General features: G+C 66.2%; 13 protein-coding genes. 1 reads left to right on the top strand and 12 read right to left on the bottom strand.

Features of this window, described 5'->3' with window-relative positions; all coding sequences use genetic code 11:
* The 10 genes from SK803_RS31730 to SK803_RS31685 form a co-directional block, all read right to left on the bottom strand.
* A partial coding sequence (locus SK803_RS31730; RefSeq protein ID WP_319969820.1) for a Scr1 family TA system antitoxin-like transcriptional regulator occupies positions 1–504 on the bottom strand: 504 nt, incomplete at its 3' end.
* A 102-nt stretch (positions 505–606) separates the two neighbouring features.
* On the bottom strand, positions 607–1,908 hold the full coding sequence (locus SK803_RS31725) for a lytic transglycosylase domain-containing protein (RefSeq protein WP_319969827.1): 1,302 nt from the start codon (positions 1,906–1,908) through the stop codon (positions 607–609).
* A gap of 167 nt (positions 1,909–2,075) precedes the next feature.
* A complete protein-coding gene (locus SK803_RS31720; protein ID WP_319969826.1) occupies positions 2,076–2,507 on the bottom strand; it encodes a DUF501 domain-containing protein in 432 nt (143 codons plus the stop codon).
* A gap of 41 nt (positions 2,508–2,548) precedes the next feature.
* A complete protein-coding gene (locus SK803_RS31715) occupies positions 2,549–2,914 on the bottom strand; it encodes an FtsB family cell division protein (protein ID WP_319969819.1) in 366 nt (121 codons plus the stop codon).
* Positions 2,915–3,054: 140 nt separating this feature from the next.
* A complete protein-coding gene (gene eno, locus SK803_RS31710) occupies positions 3,055–4,341 on the bottom strand; it encodes a phosphopyruvate hydratase (RefSeq protein WP_319969818.1) in 1,287 nt (428 codons plus the stop codon).
* A 154-nt stretch (positions 4,342–4,495) separates the two neighbouring features.
* On the bottom strand, positions 4,496–5,038 hold the full coding sequence (locus SK803_RS31705) for a hypothetical protein (RefSeq protein ID WP_319969817.1): 543 nt from the start codon (positions 5,036–5,038) through the stop codon (positions 4,496–4,498).
* 240 nt (positions 5,039–5,278) lie between these two features.
* On the bottom strand, positions 5,279–6,157 hold the full coding sequence (locus SK803_RS31700; RefSeq protein ID WP_319969816.1) for a HEAT repeat domain-containing protein: 879 nt from the start codon (positions 6,155–6,157) through the stop codon (positions 5,279–5,281).
* A gap of 68 nt (positions 6,158–6,225) precedes the next feature.
* Positions 6,226–12,909: a polymorphic toxin-type HINT domain-containing protein gene (locus SK803_RS31695; RefSeq protein ID WP_319969815.1), complete on the bottom strand. Its 6,684-nt coding sequence runs from the start codon at positions 12,907–12,909 to the stop codon at positions 6,226–6,228.
* A gap of 26 nt (positions 12,910–12,935) precedes the next feature.
* Positions 12,936–16,826, bottom strand: coding sequence for a LamG domain-containing protein (locus SK803_RS31690; RefSeq protein WP_319969814.1), 3,891 nt, complete (start codon positions 16,824–16,826; stop codon positions 12,936–12,938).
* A 136-nt stretch (positions 16,827–16,962) separates the two neighbouring features.
* Entirely contained in the window at positions 16,963–18,177 is a 1,215-nt protein-coding gene (locus SK803_RS31685; RefSeq protein ID WP_319969813.1) for a cytochrome P450, read from the bottom strand.
* 16 nt (positions 18,178–18,193) lie between these two features.
* On the opposite strand from SK803_RS31685, the gene SK803_RS31680 reads away from it, so the two are divergent.
* A complete protein-coding gene (locus SK803_RS31680) occupies positions 18,194–18,895 on the top strand; it encodes an alpha/beta fold hydrolase (RefSeq protein WP_319969812.1) in 702 nt (233 codons plus the stop codon).
* On the opposite strand, the gene SK803_RS31675 is transcribed toward SK803_RS31680, so the two are convergent.
* Together SK803_RS31675 and SK803_RS31670 are read right to left on the bottom strand one after the other, a co-directional pair.
* Positions 18,880–19,620 (bottom strand): SDR family NAD(P)-dependent oxidoreductase, encoded by a 741-nt coding sequence (locus tag SK803_RS31675; RefSeq protein WP_319969811.1) that lies wholly within the window; start codon positions 19,618–19,620, stop codon positions 18,880–18,882. The genes SK803_RS31680 and SK803_RS31675 overlap by 16 nt on opposite strands.
* 50 nt (positions 19,621–19,670) lie before the next feature.
* A complete protein-coding gene (locus tag SK803_RS31670) occupies positions 19,671–21,209 on the bottom strand; it encodes an AfsR/SARP family transcriptional regulator (protein WP_319969810.1) in 1,539 nt (512 codons plus the stop codon).
* Positions 21,210–21,229 lie beyond the last annotated feature (20 nt).

Genomic DNA, 21,229 nt, shown 5'->3' with positions numbered 1-21,229 from the left:
CACGTAGAAGACGAACTCACGGCCAGGCCTCAGAATCGCCTGGCGTTCGAGCTTCGTCCGGATCAACTCGTCGATGTCGGCAGGCTTGATCCTGGCTGATTTCTCGCTGGCCGCGCGGATGTAGCCGGCGATCTGGAGGTGGCCGGGCACGAGGTTCATCGACCACACGGTGATCTTGCTGGCGAGACGCTCCTGGCTGATCAAAGAGTGCACCTGGTCCGGTACTCCGTCCTCGGGGAACAGCAACCAGCCCTTTTCGCGCGACTCCCGGTACAACGCCACGAGGCGCTCGACCTCGGCTGCGGGGACGCGGCAGTACGAGAGCAGTCGTACGACGTCGGCTTCGCTGACGCCGCCCTTGCCCTGCACCATGTCGGAGACCTTGGCCTCCTGCCAGTCCAACAGCTCGGCGAGTTTGCGCTGGGTCAAGCCGCTCTGCTCGATGGCGTCACGGACGCCATTGCCGAACTCCCGGCCCACCACGCTTGAGTTGCGCTTCGGCATGGAAACGAAGCTAGGAGACCGGATCCCCTTCGCTCCAACGTTTCGGCCCGAATCGCCCCGAACGAAGTACGACTTGGAATCGATCCAATGCGACGCGCCGTACTAGCTGGGCGTGCTCGTGATCAAGCTGCTCGAAGTCGGCTGGACCGAACTGCTGCCGGCGCTGCTGTCGTTGGTCGTCGACGACTGCGTGGTGCCGGACGAGGACTGCTGCGGCGGGGTCGACGGCTCGGTCTGCGGCGGGTTGGTCGGCGTCGAGGGCACGGTCGTCGTGGTCGTCGTGGTCGTCGTGGTCGGCGTCGTGGTGGTGGTCGGTGGAGTGGACGACGGCGGGCACAACGGGTTCGGCGGGGTCGTGGTGGTCGGCGTCGTGGTGGAGGTGGACGTCGGCGTGGTCGACGTCGGGCACTGCGGTCCGGACGGGGTCGACGGCGGCGTCGAAGGCGTCGAGGACGGCGGGTTCGACGGGGTGCCGTTGGTGGGCGGGGTGCCGGTGTTCGGCGGGTTGTTCGGCGTCGGGTTCTGCTGGTTGTTGCCGTCGTCCGGCAGCAGCGGCAGGGTGTCGACGTTCTCGCTGTACTGCTTGGCCCACTTGAGGACCGTCTCGACGTAGGCCGTGGAGTTGTTGTAGCGGAAGACGGCCCTGGCGCGGTCGGACTGCTTCGTCAGGTCGCCGCCGCCCGCGCACAGGTAGCGCCCAGCGCCCAGTGCCGCGTCGTAGATGTTGTTCGGGTTGACGATGCCGTCTTCGTTGAGGTCGCCGCTGAAGCTCGCCCACGTGGCGGGGATGAACTGCATCGGGCCCACCGCGCGGTCCCAGGCGGTGTCGCCGTCGAGGCGGCCTCCGTCGGTGTCGCGGATGGGGGCCACGCCGGGGCTGCCGTTGAGGACCGGGCCGAGGATCTTGGGGGTGGCGTCGCCGACGGCGTTCACGCGGCCGTTGTTGGCGTGGTTCGACTCGACCTTGCCGATACCGGCGAGCAGCGCCCAGTCGAGGCGGCAGCCGGGCACGAGCTCGGCCATCCTGTCCTCGGCGCGGAGATAGGCCTCCAGGACGACGCCGGGGATGCCGTGCTCGCTCGGGAAGTCGTCGATCAGGCCGGGGTCGTTGTCGAGGTCGTCATCGATGTCGCCGTCCTCGAGGTCGGCGATCAGCGCGGCGCTCAGCTCCTCGGAGAGCGGCAGCCTGCCGGACGCGCCGAGCTCGGCCGGGTCGAAGCGCAGGGCCCCGTAGACGTCGGCCTGGCCGAGGGCGACGTTGATGTCCTGGTGCTTGGAGAGGTTGACCCAGTCCACGAGCTTGGTGCCGACGATCATCGCCGGCGCGAGCATCGCAGCCAGCGCAGCCACGGCGAAGCCCCGTTGCCTGGGGCTCAGCGCCGACGGACCGCGCAGTTTGGCCATTGCCACGAATACTCACCTCTCGTGCGTCATCGCGGCGCGCCGCCCTGTAGTTACGGCGCCGCCCCCATCGCTGACCCGTTCCACCCTGCCCCACTCCAGAGACTAGGTGTACCCAAGACGGAGTGAAGCGTGCGTTCGGTTCCGTTGACTGTTAACTGAACGGGAATTCAGGCACAGTCGCCGGTGGGCCAGAGCAACTGCTCCCGCAAGAGTGCCAGGGCTTCGTCCCCCATGGGATTGACCCCAGGGCCCTTCGCGAGGGCGTGCGCGACATGTACGTGAAGGCACTTAACTCTGCTCGGCATGCCACCCGCGGTGACTTGCGTGCCCAACGACTCGATGGCGTCCCTCTCCGCGAGGTACGCCTCGTGCGCGCGCAGGTAGGCCGCGGCGAGCTCTTCGTCCTCCGCCAGACGCTCCTGCTGCTCCTTCATCAGCCCGCCGCCTTCCAGCGTGCTGACCAGCGAGTTCAGCTTCGGGCAGGTCAGGTAGTACAACGTCGGGAACGGCGTCCCGTCAGGCAGCCGCGGGTTCGTCTGCACGACGTTCGGGTGCCCGCTGGGGCACCGCGAGGCGATCGCACGTGTCCCGCGCGGCATGCGGCCGAGCTGCTGAGCGACCGTTTCCAGGTCAGCAGCACTTACTTGTGCGTCACCGATTCCCACAGTTCCTCGTACCAAGACCCTTGTGCCGCGGGCTTGCCCGACGGCCTCTCCGATTCAGTGTTGCGACTCTCGTCACCCGGCAGTTGCACGATGTAGGGCGTCTCGCCAGGCCGCACCCAGTGCAGCCGCTTGCGCGCCTCGATCTCCACGTACGCCGGGTCCTGCAGCTGCGCCTTCCGCTGTTCCAGGGCGGCGACCTGCTCACGCAGCTTCTGTTGCTCCGATCCCACGTCACGCAGCTCGTCGCGCTGCGAGAGGTAGGTCCGCAACGGGACCGCGATGCTCAACGCCAGTGCGCACAGCACCATCGCGAACATCGCGGCCCGCCGCGTACCGGTCATGCCGAACGCGCCACCCGTGCCGTCACTACGACGGGATGGCGCCTTGGGACGTGGTGGCTTTCGCGCGCGCGCAGGCCGCGCCTCCCGCTCTTCGCGGGGGCGACGGGGACGACGCGCGCGCTCGGCCATACCTCAGCTTCTCAGCTCTCCGGCGTGTAGCGCGGGAACGCGAGCTCACCGGCGTAGCGCGCCGCGTCACCGAGCGACTCCTCGATGCGCAGCAGCTGGTTGTACTTTGCGGTGCGCTCACCACGGGCCGGCGCACCGGTCTTGATCTGACCGGCACCGGTCGCCACCGCCAGGTCGGCGATGGTCGTGTCCTCGGTCTCGCCCGAGCGGTGCGACATCATCGACTTGTAGCCGTACGACGTGGCCAGCGAGACCGCGTCGAGCGTCTCGGACAGCGTGCCGATCTGGTTGACCTTCACCAGCAGCGCGTTGGCGGCGCGGCGGGAGATGCCCTCCTCCAGACGCTCCGGGTTCGTGACGAACAGGTCGTCGCCGACGATCTGGACCTTCTCGCCCAGCTCGGCGGTCATCTGCACCCAGCCGTCCCAGTCGTCCTCGGACAGCGGGTCCTCGATGGACACCATCGGGTAGTCGCGCACGAGCTCGGAGTAGTACCCGATCATCTGCTCGGCGGACCGCTTGTTCTTCTCGAACGTGTAGGCGCCGTCGGAGAAGAACTCCGTGGCGGCCACGTCGAGCGCGAGCGCGATGTCGCGGCCCGCCCGGTAACCGGCCTTCTCGATGGCCTCGAGGATCAGGTCGAGCGCGTCGCGGTTGCTGCCGAGGGACGGCGCGAAGCCACCCTCGTCACCCAGACCCGTGGCAAGCCCCTTGCTCTTCAGCACGGACTTCAGCGCGTGGTAGACCTCGGCGCCCCAGCGCAGTCCCTCGCGGAACGTCTCCGCGCCGATCGGCGCGATCATGAACTCCTGGATGTCCACCTCGGTGTCGGCGTGCGAGCCACCGTTGAGGATGTTCAGCATCGGCACCGGCAGCACGTGCGCGTTCGGTCCACCGATGTACCGGAACAGCTCCAGACCGGAGCTCGTCGCCGCCGCCTTCGCGACCGCGAGGCTCACACCGAGGATCGCGTTGGCGCCGAGACGCCCCTTGTCCGGCGTGCCGTCCAGGTCCACGAGCTTCTGGTCCACGATGCGCTGCTCGACGGCCTCGATGCCCACCAGCTCCGGGCCGATCTCGTCGAGCACAGCGGTGACCGCGCGCTCGACGCCCTTGCCCAGGTACCGCTTGGCGTCGCCGTCCCGCAGCTCCACCGCCTCGTGCTCACCGGTAGAAGCACCCGACGGAACAGCAGCACGCTCCAGCGTGCCGTCGTCCAGCGCCACCTCGACCTCGACGGTGGGGTTGCCGCGCGAGTCCAGGATCTCGCGTGCTCCGACCTGCTCGATGACCGCCACTTGCGCTCCCTGTTTCTCCTGCGTCTCGTCTCGCGACGAGCCTACTTGGGCCAGGTGACCGGCTGGGGCTCAGCACCGTCGGATCACAGTGGGCCACCGGCGCCGGTCGTCTGAATCGTGCCAGACGCCCCACCTGCTGAACATGCCCCTTGCGTCATCCCACCTTCTGGAGGCCCGCGGCGAAGCGGGGCAACACCAAGGCCAGGTGTGCCCGCGCCGAATCCTCACTGGCGGCGGTGATCGAGACCGAGTCGATCAGGTCTCCACGCGACAGGAACGCCGTGCAGTTCCAGTTCCGCTCCGACACGTCAGCCATGCTTTCGCAGAAGCCGTACGTGCCATCGACGTCTGACAGCGCGGGAAGTTCGACGTCGGCCCTGACCACCCGCTCAGGCTTGTTGATCGTCAATACGTACGTCTTGCAGGAGCGAGCCTTGGCGCGCACCGTGTCGAGGATGTGCGCGCTGGTGACGCCGATCAAGCCGTACACGTCCTGCTGAACGCCGACGGAGCCGTTCCACACGCGCCGGCGCGAGGTGGAGATGCCGGGAATCGACACGGGTCTACAGACATCAGTGAGATAGCCGTCCGTGTTGCCGATCTCGTCCGTCATCGCTGGGCGGTCCAGCCGGAACTTGCTACCGATGTCTTCGAAGCTTTCCGGTGCTAGCAGGGCCGCCTTCACCTTCGGGTCCATCGCCCGCACCATGTCCGGCGTCGACGCCGTGGACGTGGTTGTCGTCGGCGACGCGGGCGCCACAGGCTGCGGCTCGACGGGTGCCGACGAGCAACCAAAAAGGCGAGCGGTCCACCGCTTCTGAAGTTCGACCCAGATGCGAGAAGGTTAGTCTTCAGATCGTCAAATCGCGAAGATGATGACGACGCGACACGTCCACAGTATCGCCCAATAGAGACGTGACATCTTCTTTTCCAGTTGCTATCGCACTTCCTTCGGGATGATCGCCCCTTTCGTACGCAGTCGCTCTAGCTCGTCCGCGAGTTGCACACTCACAGAGTCGGACACTGAGCGAACAAGATCCAGACCTTCGCCCCATGCAGCCGTGTCACCCGCGAGGCGAAGGAGGTGCACCAGAGCACGTCGGCTAACCGATCGCTTCGGATCTTGCAACGCCGCAAGAAACACCTTCGTCGATAACGGCTCCAACTCACCCAAGAGCTCTATTGCGCGGTAGCGAACGCGCGAACTGGGATCGTGCAATGCAGTCCGCTCAATCAATTCAACAGTCACGTCGGCGATATCCAGTACAGCCCCTAGCTCCAGTACGGCCTGGGCCCGAACCTCCCCTGACGATGTATCCAACAATGCACTGACGAGCTCCTTTTCCGCACGCGGCGCACTGAACTCAAGCTGGCCCGCCGCTTCCGTCAGCCAAGCCAAGTACCACGCAAGGAAATCTTGCTCCGGCCGCAGTTGCGGCGACATCCCGGCATTCAAGTCGATGAGCCGACCAGCGTGCGAACCGTTCAACAACAGAGCTGTGGAGTCCGTTCCGCCGAGGTCGACAACACGAAGAGCCCGACATTCACCCTCCGACAGCGACACATTCACCGGACTTTCGGGAACCTCCACAGTGCGCCAAATACTGAGCTCACGAAGCCCGTAGCCGGGACCGATCCCGCCATCGCCAACATGGGTCAGGAAAAGCTTGTAGGCCGATGGCAAATTCACATTATTTACTCTTTCGAAAACCGCAATCCGCGCACCCGACAGCGGCTTACGCAACCGGCGCCCACCCGGCGCCCGCAGAAACTCCGCAGGCCGAAGGATGGGCTCAGCGAAAAGCTCGGTGAGCATCGAGCCGATCGCGTCTACGGAACTCGACGATCCCTTCATACCGAACCGACCCCCTTCGACATCAAACGCTACCTCTTTTTAAGGTAACTGAACAGCTTCTGACAAGACGGGCACATCGCTCTCGGTGCGCCGTGGCGCTCAGGACCATACCCTTCGCTACCACCCATCACATCCACAGATTGAGCCTTGGCCCCCCAAATTGAACCGCCTTCTCGTTCGATTTGACACAAAGCACCGATTTCACCACACCCACCGTGGTGGCCAGTTGCATCCACAGCACCTCGAACCTGCGGTGTCAGCTCATCCAGCCCGCGACGTTGGCTGATCCCGCGCCCCTTCATACCATTCTCTGCAGTGACCTCCGACGCGACGTTCGTCTTCCCGATTTGACTATCAGCCAAGTCGAGCAGTTCATCGCTTGGCTCATCCACGCCGCAGTTGTGAACCAGCACTGGCATGTCGCCCGCCAGCACGTAATACGTGTGTATGCCCTCAACCGTCAAGTTGAAGACCCGGGCTTTCTCGATCCACTCCCGCTCCGCAGTGACCCGCAGAAGACTGTCAGCGGAGTCGAACAGGTTTTGTCCACTAGTCAGCTCTGAGGCCTCGGCCCAGCGCTGCTCGTCCGGTAACCAGAACGGGTGCCCGTCAGTGGCGGTGATCTGCCCGGTCGCCGAGCCCGTAGCGCCGTCGGTGTCGACCGTGACCTCGACCAGGTTCTTGTAACCCTCGCCGATGATCACCCGCGCTACGACCTTGGCATCGGTCTTGCCCGTCTCCGGATCAGTGGCGAGCACAGTGTCGCCGACCTTCACCTCAGCCAACGGTTTCCGCGACCCGTCAGCCATCAACACCTGTGTCTCAGGCGTGAAACTGTTGACCAGACATGAGTCCCCAGCCGTGTCACGCTTGCGGCCGAGAACCTCGCGGGCTCGGCCGAGCAGGTTCTTGGCCCACTCACGTTGCTTCAAGAACGACTTGACCGCGCCAACAGCGTTGTCCAGCGCCTTGACGATCTTGCCGGCCTTGAGGATCTTCCCCCACGGAATCGCCCCGAGGACCATCGACGCACAAGCCCCGAAGTCACCCTCGCCGAAGCACTTGACCATGTCGTTGATGCCCAAGACTTCCTTGAGCACCTCACCACCGGCCTCCAGCGCCACATCCACCCACGACTGACGCTCCACCTCCTGCGCCCGCGCCAGATCCGCCTGAGAAACACCAGCAGCCGCAAGCTGCTGATTCTGCTGCGTCTGCTGAGCCACCTGCTGCACGTACGCCTGCGACGGCGGTTTGTCGTTGTGGTGGTGCTGGGCGCAGTTGGTGCCGTCGTCCATGCAGCTCGTCGCCAGCAAGCCGGAGGCGTCGCTGAACGTCAGCGGTGAGCTGTTGCCGTAGGAATAACCGTTGATCTGCTGCGGATCCGACAGATCCATCACCGGATCCGCCGAGATGAATCGGCCGATGGACGGGTCGTACTCACGAGCACCCAGATGCGTCAGGCCGCTCGGATCGGTGGTGCCACCGACGAAGCCCTTTTCCTCAGGCCAAGACGCCGGAGCAGCGCCGCGTGGTTCGCCGAACGGGGTCTGCCTGCGCCGCTCCACGGCGAGGTCAGACGCTTTGATCGAGTACTGCTGCGTGCCCTGATGGTCAGCGGCCAACCACGTCAGCGTGGCCTTGGTCCGCACCGCGACGACCTGGCTGCCGAGCGAGTAGGAGCGGGTGGCCGTCGGGGTTGTGGAACCGGCGGCCAGGCGGACTTCCTGGCCTGCCAGGTACAGCGTGGTGCCAGTGGGGTCCTTGCGCAGCAGGCGGTTGCCTTCTGCGTCGTAGACGAAGGACGTGGTTTGACCGCCGGCGGTGTCGGTTGCCAGGTGGCCTTCGGCGTCCCACGTCATGTCGTGAGTCGTGCCGGACACCATGCGGGTCTTCGTGTCGCCGGTCGGGTGGTAGTCGTAAGTCTGCAGTTGCTGGCCTGACGGGCCCTGCGACGTCACCGAGCGGAGAAGGTGACCGCCGGTGGCCGGGTAGGCGTAATCGGACCTCGTGTCGCCGGTGGCCGTGTGCTCGACCTCAGCCAGACGGTTGCCTGCCTTGTCGTAGGTGAACGACTGCCAGTAGCCGGCGGGACCGCCGACCACGGACTGCGAAGGCTGTGCGGCACACCGGGAGATGCCTGCCCAGGCTTCGGTCAGCTGTTGGACGTGGTCGTAGTTGAAGCATTGGTAGTCGACCGACAGCGGGTTGCCGTTCGGCAGTGAGGTGATGTTGCCGTCAGCGTCTGTCTTGAAGTTCGTCGGCGCGGACAGGATCGAGCGCACGTTCCCGGCCGGGTCGTAGCGGTACTCGGACTGGCCGACGATCTTGTCGCCGGTGGTGACGTTGCGCAGCACCGCGGTCTGAGACAGGCGGCGGGTGTCCGCCTCGTAGGTGAAGTTCTGCTGCACCCATTTGGTCCCCTGCGAGACGCCGCTGTTCAGGGTGAGCAGGGAGAGCTGGCCGTACTCGTTGTAGTCCGCCTTCTCGACGTACGGCGTGCTGCCGCTGAGGAAGTTGGGTTGCCCGGTCTTCGTGTAGAGGTATTGCAACGTCTCAGCCGCCAGGTCACCGGCAGCGGGCATGGCGACCGTGTTGACGCTGCCGTCCTGGGCGTAGGTCGTCTTGGTCTCGTACTGCTTCTCCGCGAGCTTGCCTTCGACCGTAGGAAGAACGACCTTGGCACCCAGCGGTTTGCCGGTCGGGTCGTAACCGGTGATCTCGGTCGTGTACGCCTGACCTCCGGTGTAGCGGGTGGACGACGTCAGCAGGCCCTTGGCGATGGTGTCGTAGTTCCAACCGGTCAGCTGCACAGTGCCCTGGTGCACTGACTTCTTACGACCCAGCTCGTCGTAGCCGAAGGTCAGGGTGCGGTTCATCGAGTCCGTTGTGGACGTCAGCTGACCTGCCGCGTCATATGCCGAAGTCGACAGACCGCGGTCGGGGTCCAGAAAACTGGTCTTGCGACCCAGCAGGTCGTAACCGCTCTCCCACTTGTTGCCCGCGGGGTCCGTCACCTTCAGCAGGTCGCCGTCGCGCGAGTACTCGTAGTTGGTGGTGTCGTAGTCACCGGCCTGTACGGGGTTCTTGTACTGCCGCAGTTCGGTGGTGCGGCCACGGGCATCGGTAATGGCCATCGTCGCCGTGCCGCCAGGCGGAGGCGTCGTGGAAATGCGATCGCCGCCGTAAACGTTCGTGGATGTCCATTTGTCCACACCCAGGCCTCGGAACGTCGAGGTGAGCACGCGACCCAGCGCGTCGTAGGTGTTGATCGTCTGTGCTGGGAGCTCGCGCTCGTTACCGGCCGGTACGGTGACAAGGTCCTTGGTGGGCAACGAGTTCTTGTCGTAGTACGACGACGCCGTGCGGCCGACGACGCCCTGCTCGTTGTAGAACGTGTCGGTGATCAACCGGCCGGTGTTCGGCGATGGCTCCTGTGTCTGCCGGGGGCGCAACAGCCCGTCGTACAGCGCGTAACTCGTCGAGTTGGCGCCCGTGGCCGTCAGGCTGGTGGTCGCGACCGCGGTGATGGCGTCCTTGTTGACGAAGTACTCGAACTTGACGTTCGGTGTCTGCGTCGCACGGCGTCCCGGCAGCCGCACTTCGGCGAGACGGCCGAGCGGGTCGTAAGCCAGCGTCGTGACGCCGTTGTTGGCGTCGGTCTTGACGGTCGGCTCACCCCACACCGGGCTCATGTCCGTGGCCGCCGCGAAACCCTTGGCGTTGGTGACCCTAACCTTCGTGAGCAGGCCCGCGGTGTGCTCGTAGGTCATGGACGACTTGCGGTCCAAGGCGTCCCACGAGTCGAGCACACGGCCGTACTCGTCGTAGCTCGAACGCGCTGCCTGCTGGTAGACGGGCTGGTTGTTCTCCACGCGCGGCGCCTGCTCGGACTTCGTCACGTTGCCGAAGCCTGGAACGACACCTTCTTGCGTACTGCCGTCGTAGAACGTGCGCGAGCTGCTGATCAGGGCGCCGGTGTAGGTACGTGGCAGATCGCAGCTCGTGCCGAACGTCTCGGTCTTGACTGGCAGCAGCCGCACCCACAACGCGTCGTTGCTGGCATAGGTGTACGTGGTGCACATGTCGTCGTTCGGCGTCGAGTCGTCGCCCCAGTCGGTGACCTGGGTGGTGACGCCATTCGCGTCGATGGTCGGCGTGGTCCTCGTCGTCCGCTCACCACCCGCTGCCAATGCGGTGAACGTGCGGGACTCACCGGACCTGGTCATCCATGCTTCCAGCGCACCCTTACGTGCGGTCGGGCCACGCGGCTCGGGCTTGGTGATCACAGTCAGCAGCGCCGGGCCGTCGGGTCCGTTGCGGGTGATTTCCTCGCGCTGGAACCCTTGCGCGGCAGGCCAGTCGTCGAGCGAACCGTTCTTGGAATCCACGATCGTGGCGTGCTTCGTGGTGCCGTCCTTGTTGCGGTCACCGTTCATGCCGCGGAAGAAGAGGCGTTCGGTCTGGGTGTTGCCCTTCGTGACCCGAACCCGCTTGTAGCCGCGCCAGTCCGACCACGTGCGCAGGCGTTCCGGGGTGATCTCGTCCTCGGTGTAGTGCCAGGCCGGATCGTCGAGGTAGGTGTAGGTGGTCGTCTGGTGGGGTGCACCACCGGTGCGGTCGGTCTCGACGGTCTCCTTGACGACGTACTTGTGGAACCAGTCGTCGGCCTCTGCCCTGCCCGGCGGTGCCCAGTGCACCGGGAAGCAGCGCAGGTTGTTCGAGTCAACGGCGGCCGGCAGCTTGTACTTCCGGTCGCAGTCGCCGTCGAGGTAGTCGAGCGCGACCAAACCACCCGACTCCGAGTACACGCGCGTGAGTCGGTACTTGTACAACGGGAGGTAACCGCCGAAGCCGTCCTCCGAGCCGACGCGGTTCGCGAGCTTCTTGCCGTCGAAGGTGACCTCGGGCAGCTCGGCCGTGCCGCCGACGTGACCGGCGTGCTTGATGCCCGACAGCCACAGCGCCGGCGAACTCGAGTCCTCCGTCGCGGGGAACGTGTGGTTCAGCGTCCAGCTTTCAACGTCCTGCCCTCCTGCCTTCGTGGTGACCTTCGCCAGCCGCTTGGTGGTGAAGAACGTGGGCGAGATCCGGTCAGGGCAGGTGGTGCCGTCGCAGAACTGGTCGATCGGCACGTCCGGGAAGTCCGTTGCGGTCCCGATGTTGCACGCGCTTCCGGGCTGGCAACGGTCGGCCGTGGTGAAGACGACCTTCGCAGGCGCGTCACCGTCGTACTCATGGCCGAGCCGAGTGCCGTACTCGACGCGGTCGATCGAGCCGCCACGCGTGTAGACCGAGGCCGCCTCGTTCTTGTTGCGGCCGTATGAGTTCTGTTCCTTGTTGTAGTAGTACGTGATCGTGTTGCCGTGCTTGTCGATGACGTGGTCAAGGTTCCAGCGCCACGCGCGGTCGCACCACGAGTCCTTCCAGGAGTTCGCGTTGTGACAGGGCTGGTCGGTGTAGCGGCCGAACACCGGAACGGTCCACGCAGACTGGGTCTCCGGCTTGCCGTCGATCCAGCCGTCGAGCTTGTTGCGGCCGAAGACGTACCTCGTGCCGTCGGACTTCGTGATGACCCAGTGCTCGCCGTCGCGGTCACCGTTCGCAGCACCGAACTTCCGCTCGACCTTGGAACCGTCGTCGTTCTTCAGCCGGTAGAGGTCCCGGGCCTTGTCGTAGATGATCTGACCACCGGAACCCGCGAGCACGAGCGATGCGTTCTCGTCGAACCAGCACCGGTCCGCAGTCTTCAGCTTGACGTCGTCGGTGTTCTCGGCACAGGACGTGAACCGGCGTTCGATGTAGCCGGACCACATGTCCCAGCCGTCACCGAGCCAGGACGACTGGTTGTTCGTCGACGCGGTCTGACCGTCCACTCTGGACGAGGCGTAGCTGATGCTCAGCGGTGGCGTGAGCCTGCTCGGCACCGGCACCGTCTTCAACGGGTACGACCAGTTGAAGTCACCGGTCTGCTGGGACACCTGCCAGGTCGCTGACGGTTTGAGCTGCGTGGCCGAGTAGTCGCCCAGCCCGGCGGACGACTGCGGGCCGGCGGCGAGGGCGAGCAGCACGCCACCGGCCGGACCGGAAGCGCTCTGCACAACAGTCTGGTCGTCGTCACCCGGCAGCACGACCTTCGCGGTCACCCTGCCGGCAGCCGTATCGTTGGTCGAGTCGAGCTGAACGCGACCAGCACAATCCGGTTGTGTCAGCGCACATTCCGGCAGTTGCACGACGCCGAGCCGCGAGGCCCAGTCACCGCCGTACGCGTTGCGGAACGAGCTGTAGTCAACGTCGACGGACAACTGGCCGCCGATGCCGGAGACCCGGAAGATCAGGCCCTGCACGCCCGCCTTGCTCGCGGTCTCCCGGTCGAGCAACTGGACGCGCACATCGCCCGTGCGGCCACTGACCCGCACCGGAAGATCACCGGCGCGGGCGGCCTCGCTTCCGTCGAGGTTCACCTCCGCGGTGCCCGCTGCCGGCCAGCTGACCGCGGGTGAACCCGTCGTCGCCCGTTTCGAGGCTTCGTCGTGCTCGACCGGCCGCACCGGCTGTCCCGCGGTCGGCACGCTGTGCGCGGCCTGAGCGGACAGGCCGGTCAGGCCGAGGTTTTGTTGCCACGTCGAGGCCGGGACCACTGCTGTCGACACCACCACCATGGCGGCACTGAGCAGGGCAAAACCTCTGGTGCGCATGCTGAATCCAGACATCGCCGCTCTTTCCCAGGTGTTCCGGCTCAGCCGGTGGCCAGCATCTTGATTTCGAAGGGCGTGAGCACGCCCTGGTAGAGCCGGGCGTCGTAGATCTTTCCCGGGAACTCGTCGAGCAGGCCGTCGTTGTACTTGCCCTGCCCGATCAGCACCGAGCCCGACGCGTGCCAATTCGAGGTGTGTGTTCCAGGAGCGCCCTGCGGTTCTCCGTTGAGATAGATCCGCAGCTCACCGGCTGACGCGTCGTACACCGCGGCGAGGTGCACCTCCTGACCTGTCGTCACCGGATCGACCGCGACGACCAGGTGTTCGGTCGGGCCCAGGCGGTCCTGGTCCAGCATCGAGAACACGAACGTGCCGGCGTCCTTCGAGTACTCGAGGTAGAAACCGCTGGCGTGGGCGCCGCTCTGGGTGAGGATCGGGAGGTAGCCGTTGGTCCGGTCGAGCAGAACGCGTGCGGCCACGCTGAAGCTCTGGTCGGTGCGCACCACCGGACCCGCGGAGGTGGCGTAGCCGGTGTCGCCGTCCAGGGTCAGGGAACCATCACCGAGTGACGCGCCGCCGAGCAGCGTGGCCGGGTGGTCACCGGTCTCTTCGGCCGCCAGCTTGCCTGCCGAGCTCAGGATGAAGCCCGCGCCCGCAGGCGTGTTGCCCTGATGCAGCGCTGTCACCTCGGCCGGGGTCAGGGCCTTCGGGTAAGCCTGCACGCCCTCAGCTGTTCCGGGGAAGTAACCCACGTCAGCGCCGCTGTTCCTGCCGCGACCGACCTGGAAGTTGCCGCCGGCGTTCCAGTTCGACACCTTGCTCGCCGACCCGGCGGCGGTCCCGTTCACGTACAGCCGCATCTGCTGCGCGGTGTGGTCGTAGACGCCGACCAGGTGCGTCCACACGCCGGTCTGGGCAGCCGCCTGTGAGTTGACCCAGGTCTCCGGCGCCTGGTCGCTGTCGGAATTGGGCATGTCGAATGCCCATTTGTCGAACGTGTGCGAGTACTGCAGCACGAATCCGCTGTTGCGGCTGCCGTCCTGGCTTACCGCGTTGAACCAACTGCCCTTGCGATCGAGCTTGGCCCACGCCGCGACGCTGAAGCTCTGGTCTGTGCGCACAACCGAGGTCGCGGTGGACAGATGCCCCTTGTCACCGTTGAGCGCCAACGCATTGCGCTCCTGGCCGGCACGGCCTGCCACCCAGCTCGCCCCGGCGTTCAACTTCGTCTGCGGCCCCTGTTGCGAGGCTTCTTCGAAGGCCCAGTGCGCCTCCATGACGGCGGGCCGGTTCGACAGCTCTGCGATGTCCTCGGCGACCAGGGCGCGGTCGTAGATGACGACATCGTCGACTCCACCACCCAGGTAGCTGGTGGGGTTGCCGTTCTGCTTCCCGCGGCCGACAACGATTGCACCGTTGGCATCCCACGGCGTCTGCCGCTTCGACGCACCTTGATAGACGCCGTTGACGTACAGCTTGATCTCGCCAGTCGCTGCGTCGTAGACCCCGATGAGCCTGGTCCACACACCGGCCTCGGCCGGCCGAGTGGACGCGACCCAGCTCTCTCCCGCAAAGTCCGCGTCGGCGTTGGGAGTGTTGAAGGCCCACTTGTCCAGCGAATGCGAGTACTGCAGCACGAACGTGCTGTTCCGGTTGCCGTCCTGGCTGACGACGTTGAACCAGTCACCCTTCTGGTCGAGCTTCACCCAGGCCGCGACGCTGAAACTCTTGTCGGAGTCCACACCAACGTCCGGGGTGGACAGAGTGCCCCGCTGCGCCCGGCTCAGCTGCGCGGCCTCGCCGTCACGACCGGCGATCCACGTGACACCGGTCGACGAAGCCGCCAGCGGATGAGGGTTGTCCGCGATGTCATCACCATTGCCGTCCAGCAGCCACCGGCCCATCGACGGACGCTGCTGGTCGGTCTGGAACCGGTATGCCACCGGCTGCGCGACGTTGACGTTGCCGGCCCGGTCGACGCTCTGCACGTACAACGTGTTGCGGCCCAGGTATCGCGCGGTGACGCTCACGGTCGCCTTGCCGCCGAGCTTGTCGGCGGCAACGTAGTTCACCGGCGGGTTCTCGTAGCCGTAGTAGAAGCCCTTGACGTCGGCGACGTTGTTGGCCTCGAGGGTGAACGAACCGTTCGTGCCCGCGAACCCGTGAAAGTCGTCGTCACTCGGAAAATCGGTGGAAGTGATCAGTGGTGGCCGGTCAGGCCGTGCGGTGTCCACCTCGAACTCGCAGAAGTTGGAGCGGTCCGACGAGTCGTAGTTGTCGCCGACCGCCGCGCTGAAGCCATACTTCCCACCGTGGACGAAGGTGCCCTGTGCCTGTTTCACGCTTGCGATCTCGCCGTTCGGTACGTTCCCGACTCCGGCGGATCCCTGGTCACCGCTACCCACGAACCCCCAGTAGAAGCGGGCGTTCAGGATCGGGTTCTCGCTACCGTCCATGTCGCGCAGACGAGCACTGAAGGTCGGGTCGACGGTGTGGATGAACGGCCTGGCGTCGCCGATCGCGCAGTCCACGCCCTCGACCTTCAGCTCGCTCGGCGCATCCGGCCTGCTGTTGTAGGTGACGTTCAACACCGGGTTCGGGTCGAACTTGCGCCAGCCGCTGTTCGAGGTCTCATCCACCGCCCGAAGGCCCAGCGAGAGCTGCGTGGTGTTCGACTCCTTCGAAACCGCGTCCACCGCGGCGAAGGCATTGAAGTCGAACCCATTGGTGCCGGCACACTTGCGGTCCGTCCCGTCCAGCTCGTTGGGCCAGCTGACGTTGTTCCAGTTGGACACCGCGCTAACAGGGCTGGTGCGCCACAGCTTCACCCAGCTGAGGTTGCAGTTGAAGGAGCTCACCCGAGTGGCCGTGAAGAGCGCGGTCTTGATCACCTTGCCGCGCAGTGCCGCCACGTCGAACGCCCAGACTGACCTGACCTTCACGTCGGCGCCGGTCTCACGCCCAACACGGGCCACACCTTCGAACCAGTTGTTCCAGTTGGGATCCTCGGGTGCCTGTCCCCACAGCTCCGTGCCGCCGACGCGGCCCGCGTTCAGCGGCGGGTCGACGTAGACCGGATACACCGTGTCCGATGCGGTGAGCATGGTCTGGTCGGGGATGACCTCGACCGTGTCCGCACCGACAACCGCGTCGATGAACGCCTGCTTGGCTCCCGCGGCCGGGCCCTTCGAGGTGGATCCCGGCTGCGTCTCGTGCTTGCCGGACGAGTCCCACATCAGGGGGCTGGCGCTCGTGAAAACGGCGTTGCCACCGTCGTCGGCCACCTTGAGGTTGCCGGCCTCGTCCTTGCCGAGCTTGAGCCCGTTGACCTGCGCCCCGAGCTTGACTCGGTGCAGGATCGAGTTACTGGCGGCTTCCTTGTTCTTCACCACGAGAACCTGGGAGAAGCCATCCGGCTTCGCGTGCAGCACCAGGTCGATGCCGGGCTCGACCTCGGCGTAGGTGGCGCTGTCGCCGTCGAGCTTCGGCGCCGGCAGCGCCTTCGGCCAGGTCAGCGCAATGTTCTTGTCGCCCTTGGCCATCCGTACGAGCGGCGCGTCCTTGCCGCCGCCGGAGAACACGACGTCCGGCGTCGCAGCCTTGGGCTCGACCGCACCGTCAGTACGCTTGTGCAGCGAGGTGTCGATGGCCACCCAGGAGTCGTTCTTCTTGACTCGGACCGGCTGTGGTCTGGTCTCCAGCCGTCTGGTGCCGTCGGGGTTGGCGAAGACTCTCGATCTCTCTGTGGTTTCGCTGACCACCTCAACGGGCTCGCCGGTGGCCGCTGCCTTCGCTTCTGCTGACAACGGCCCGACCAGGCCTGCCTGAGCAGCGGGAAGTCCTCCCAGCCCAGACGCCGCCACCGCGACTGTGACACACAAAACCCGCAGCACACGCGCACGCGCATGCCGCGTCGCCGAACGACGCGACATCTGGTGATCCCCCCAAGCTCGGACACAACCCCCACTAGCGAGAGCTAGCTTCGGGCAACGTCGAACCGCCAACAAACAGCCAATCGGCCTAGCAGAGGGTGACTGAGACCAAACTGTGAGTAGCACGCGTGTGCAATCATCTCAACGGCAGGTGCTTGATTCCGTTCTGGAAGTTCGACCTCAACCGCGCGATCTCCCCGTCGAGCCGCAACATGCCCGGCAGGTCCAGCACCGCGTCGAAGATCGCCCGCATCTGAGCCCGAGCCAGCTGCGCCCCAAGACAGAAGTGCGGCCCATGCCCGAAGCTCAGGTGATCAGCCTCCCGCCGCCCCACGTCGAACCGATCAGGCTCGGTGAACACGAGCTCGTCCCGGTTCGCCGACGAGAACCAGACGACGACCTTCTCCCCCGCCTTGATCTCCACCCCGCCCAACGAAGTGTCACGAACAGCCGTGCGTCGGAAATGCATCACGGGCGTCCACCACCGCAACATCTCCTCAACGGCGGTAGGCAACAACGACCGGTCAGCCCGCAACCGCGCGTATTGGTCCGGGTGTGAGAGCAGCGCGATCATGCCGCCAGGGATTCCGTTGCGGAGGGTTTCGTTGCCCGCCACGGAGAACAGCCAGAACAGGTTCTCGAACTCCTCAAGAGAGATGTCCTCCTGCATGAGGTTGCTCAGGACATCATCAGAGGGATGCGCACGCTTGTACGAGCCCAACGCGTGCGCATACGCGTAGAGGTCAGGCATGCCGTCACGTGCGCGCGGATCACGGCCGTCGGACGGACCCAGTTCCAACGCCGCCAACGCCATGTCCGTCATGCCGGCGGTGGAACTGGAGGACAGCGCGTACTCGGTGTCCTGGAAGCCGATCACGCGGTTGCTCCAGTCGTAGAGCAGCGCACGGTCCTGACGGGGCACGCCGAAGACGTCGGCCAGCGTCAGCAACGGCAGGTCAGCGACGTCGGCAGCGAAGTCGCCGGACAGACCGGCGATGATCGACCGGGCGTTCTCCCGAATCCCGTCCTCCAACCGGGCCACGGCGCGCGGGGTGAAAGCGCTGGTCAGCAGGCGGCGCAACCGCGAGTGCTCGGGTGGGTCCTGGTTGAGCATCATGCGTTGGACGTACTTCAGGTCGTCAGGCAGCGGGTCGCGGATCTGGGTGGCGCCGCGGAAGGACGAGAAGACGGCGGGCGAGCGCAACACGGTGCGGACGTCCGCGTGGCGGAAGACTGCCCAGAAGTCGTCGATGCGCACGACGTTCTTTTCGCGCAGCCGGGTGAGTGCGTCGTGCGGTACGCCCGAGGTATACGTGTCGGGGTCGACGATCAGGTCGGCATCGGTCCGCATAGAACGGGATTCTGACGTGCTTCATGTCGAACGTGGTGGAAACGGGCCGTTGCTGGTGCTGTTGCACGGCCTGGGCGCGACCGGTGAGGTGTGGCAGGAGGTCGTGAAGGACTGGCACGGCAGCTGGCTCGTGCCGGACCTGCCTGGTCACGGCCGCAGCGCACCCATCCCCAGGTACTCCTTCGGCTCGTTCGCGGCGGCCGTCGCCGACGTCATCCCGCGCGAGCCGGTGACGATCATCGGGCACTCGCTCGGCGGTGTGGTCGGGCTGGCCCTGGCGAGCGGCTGGTTCGGGGTCGACGTGACGACGTGCGTCGGCGTTGGGATCAAGGTCCAGTGGACGGACGAGGAGCTGGAGAAGGCCGCGTCGCTCAGCGCCAAACCGGCCAAGGTCTTCGCCACCGAGGAAGAAGCCGTCGAGCGGGCGTCCAGGATGGCGGGCGTGAAACTGAAGCACGGCGTGTCCGAAGTGGACGGCGGGTGGGCGCCGAGCCTGGACATGAGGGCGTTCGGGGTGGGGCGGCCGGACATGCCGGGGCTGATCATGGCCGCGGAGTCCCACGTCGTGCTGGCGGCGGGTGAGAACGACCCGATGAGCCCCCAGGAGCACCTGAAGGAGTTGGTGCCCGAGCCGGTGATGTTCCCCGGCGCGGGCCACAACGTGCACGTCGAGTCGCCCTCGTCCCTGCACACCGTGCTGGCTCAGCTCGCCACGTAACCACCGTCGGCCGTGAGGACGGCGCCGGTCACGTAGCTCGCGCGGTCGGAGGCCAGGAACACCACCGCATCCGCGATCTCCTCCGGCTGGCCGACGCGCTTCAGGGCGGTGAGGTCGGTGATCGTCTCGAACAGCTCGCCGGCGCCCTGGACGGCGGCGTCGGTGGCGATCGGGCCGGGTGCGACGGAGTTGACGCGGATGCCCGCGTGGCCGAACTCGGTGGCCCACGAGCGGGTCAGCGCGTCCATCGCGGCCTTGGAGGCGTTGTAGACGGAGCCGACCGGGGTGCCGATCACGGCGGCGATCGAGGAGACGTTGACGATCGAACCGCGACCCTTCGCGACCATCGCGGGCACGAGGGCGGCCGTGAGGAAGTAGGTGCCGCGCACGTTGACGTCGAACACCTGCTGGTAGCTGTCGAGGGACTGCTCGGGGGTCGGTGAGAACGGGAAGATGCCCGCGTTGTTCACGAGCACGTCGACCTCGCCGACCTCCTCGGCCAGCTTGCGGACGTCGTCGATGTTCGCGACGTCGGCGACGATGAAGTGGCCGGTTCCGCCGGCCTGCTCGATCAGTGCGACGGTCTCCTTGCCCAGTTCGGCACGGCGGCCGCTGACGTAGACGGTGGCACCCGCCTCGGCGAGCTTGACCGCGATGGAACGGCCGATGCCCGAGGTGGCTCCGGTGACGAGTGCCTTCTTGCCTTCGAGTTCCTTGGTTGACATGTCTACGAACTTGCCGAGCGCAGATCGTCATGCCATAAATTCGGGATGAATCAGCTGGTCAGGACCGGTGCGCGCCAGCCGAAGTACATCCGCACGAACCGCGGCAGGCGGTAGCGGCCGAGCACCAGCGGTTCGATCAGGTGCACATCGGCCAACGCCTCCAGCACGTACTCGATCGCGCCCGGCTCGACGCCGGCCATCTCGGCGGCCGCGCAGATGTCGATCACGTCGGACTCCCGGCGCGAGAAGCACTGCAGCAGGTGACGTTCCTCGTCGGAGAGCTGCTGCTCCGCCTTGATCATCGGCGCCAGCACGGCCCGGCAGTCGGACGGGACGGCGCTGCCGAGCTGCGTTTCCCGTTCCATCTGGGCCAGCAGCATCGCCACGGTCCAGTGCGGGCGGCCGGTGAGCTTGCCGCCGAGCACGCGGATCGGGTTCGGCAGGTGCGAGACGCGGGACAGCACCTCCCCGGCGGCCTCCGCCTCGGCGTCGGCCCTGGCGGGGTCGAGCACCTTGCGCAGGAACTGGTGGGCCTCGCCCTCGGTCAGCCCGGCGAGCTTCACCCAGGTCACGCCCGGCAGCGCGTTCAGCCTGCGCACGCTCGAGAGGATCATGGCCGAGCCGGGCGTGTGCAGGTCCGCGAGCCCCGCCGGATCCACGACGTCGTCAACGACGATCAGGAACCTCTTGCCGCGCGCCTTTTCCCGCCACAGCGCGGCTTTGTCCCCGTGCGGGTTCTCCACGCCGACCGCGCGCAGCAGCTCGTTCGCGACGTCGTGGGACCGGACGAAGATCTGACCGTCCGGGAACTGGTGCTTGGCGAGGTGTGCCACGTGGGTCGCGAGCGCGGTCTTGCCGCTGCCCTGCATGCCGGTGATGCCGACGGTCCGCGGCAGCGCGCGGAGTGCGGCAGCGATCTCCACGGTGCGGCCGGTGAAGTCGGGCAGGCCGGGCGGCAGCTGGTCGGGGCGGCGGGCCAGGTTCAGGTCGCCCTTGAGGATCTGCGCGTGGATCTTGCGCAGCTCGGGTCCCGGTTCGAGGCCGAGTTCGTCGTTCAGGAGCGCGCGCACGTGGTGGTAGTGGTCCAACGCCTCGGCCTGCCTGCCCTCACGGAACAGAGCCTGCATCAGCAGGGCGCGCGGGCGTTCTCGCAACGGAAAGGCCGCGACGTGCTTCTGCAGTTCGAGGACGTCCAGCTCGCGTTCGAGCAGGGCCTCGCGGCAGTGCAGCCGCTCGTTGGCGATCCTGGCGCGCTGGGCCTCGAAGTAGGTGCTGGTCAGGCCGACGAGCGGTTCGTCGCGGCAGTCGTCGGAGAGCTCGGCCCGCAGGGTGTAGCCGCCGTCCTTGGACTTCAGGTCCAGCTCGGGAATGGCCTTGCGGATCTTGTACATGTACGTCCGCAACGCCATCACGGCGCTCGGCGTCGGGTCGTCCCAGACCATGCCGATCAGCTGGTCGTTGCTCAGGCGGATGCCGTTGTTCAGCAGCAACGCCGCCAGCACCGCGCGCTGCTGGCGCGGGCCCAGGTCGATCTCCTCTTCGTCGCGCCAGGCTCGTACCGGACCCATCAGTGAGAAGCGCAGGCTCATGCAACAGCACAACGTCCGCG

The sequence above is a fragment of the Lentzea miocenica genome, assembly GCF_033949945.1.
Classification (GTDB): domain Bacteria; phylum Actinomycetota; class Actinomycetes; order Mycobacteriales; family Pseudonocardiaceae; genus Lentzea; species Lentzea miocenica.
The sequence above is the reverse complement of the archived record's forward strand: the minus strand, read 5'-3'. Positions and strand labels throughout refer to the sequence as shown.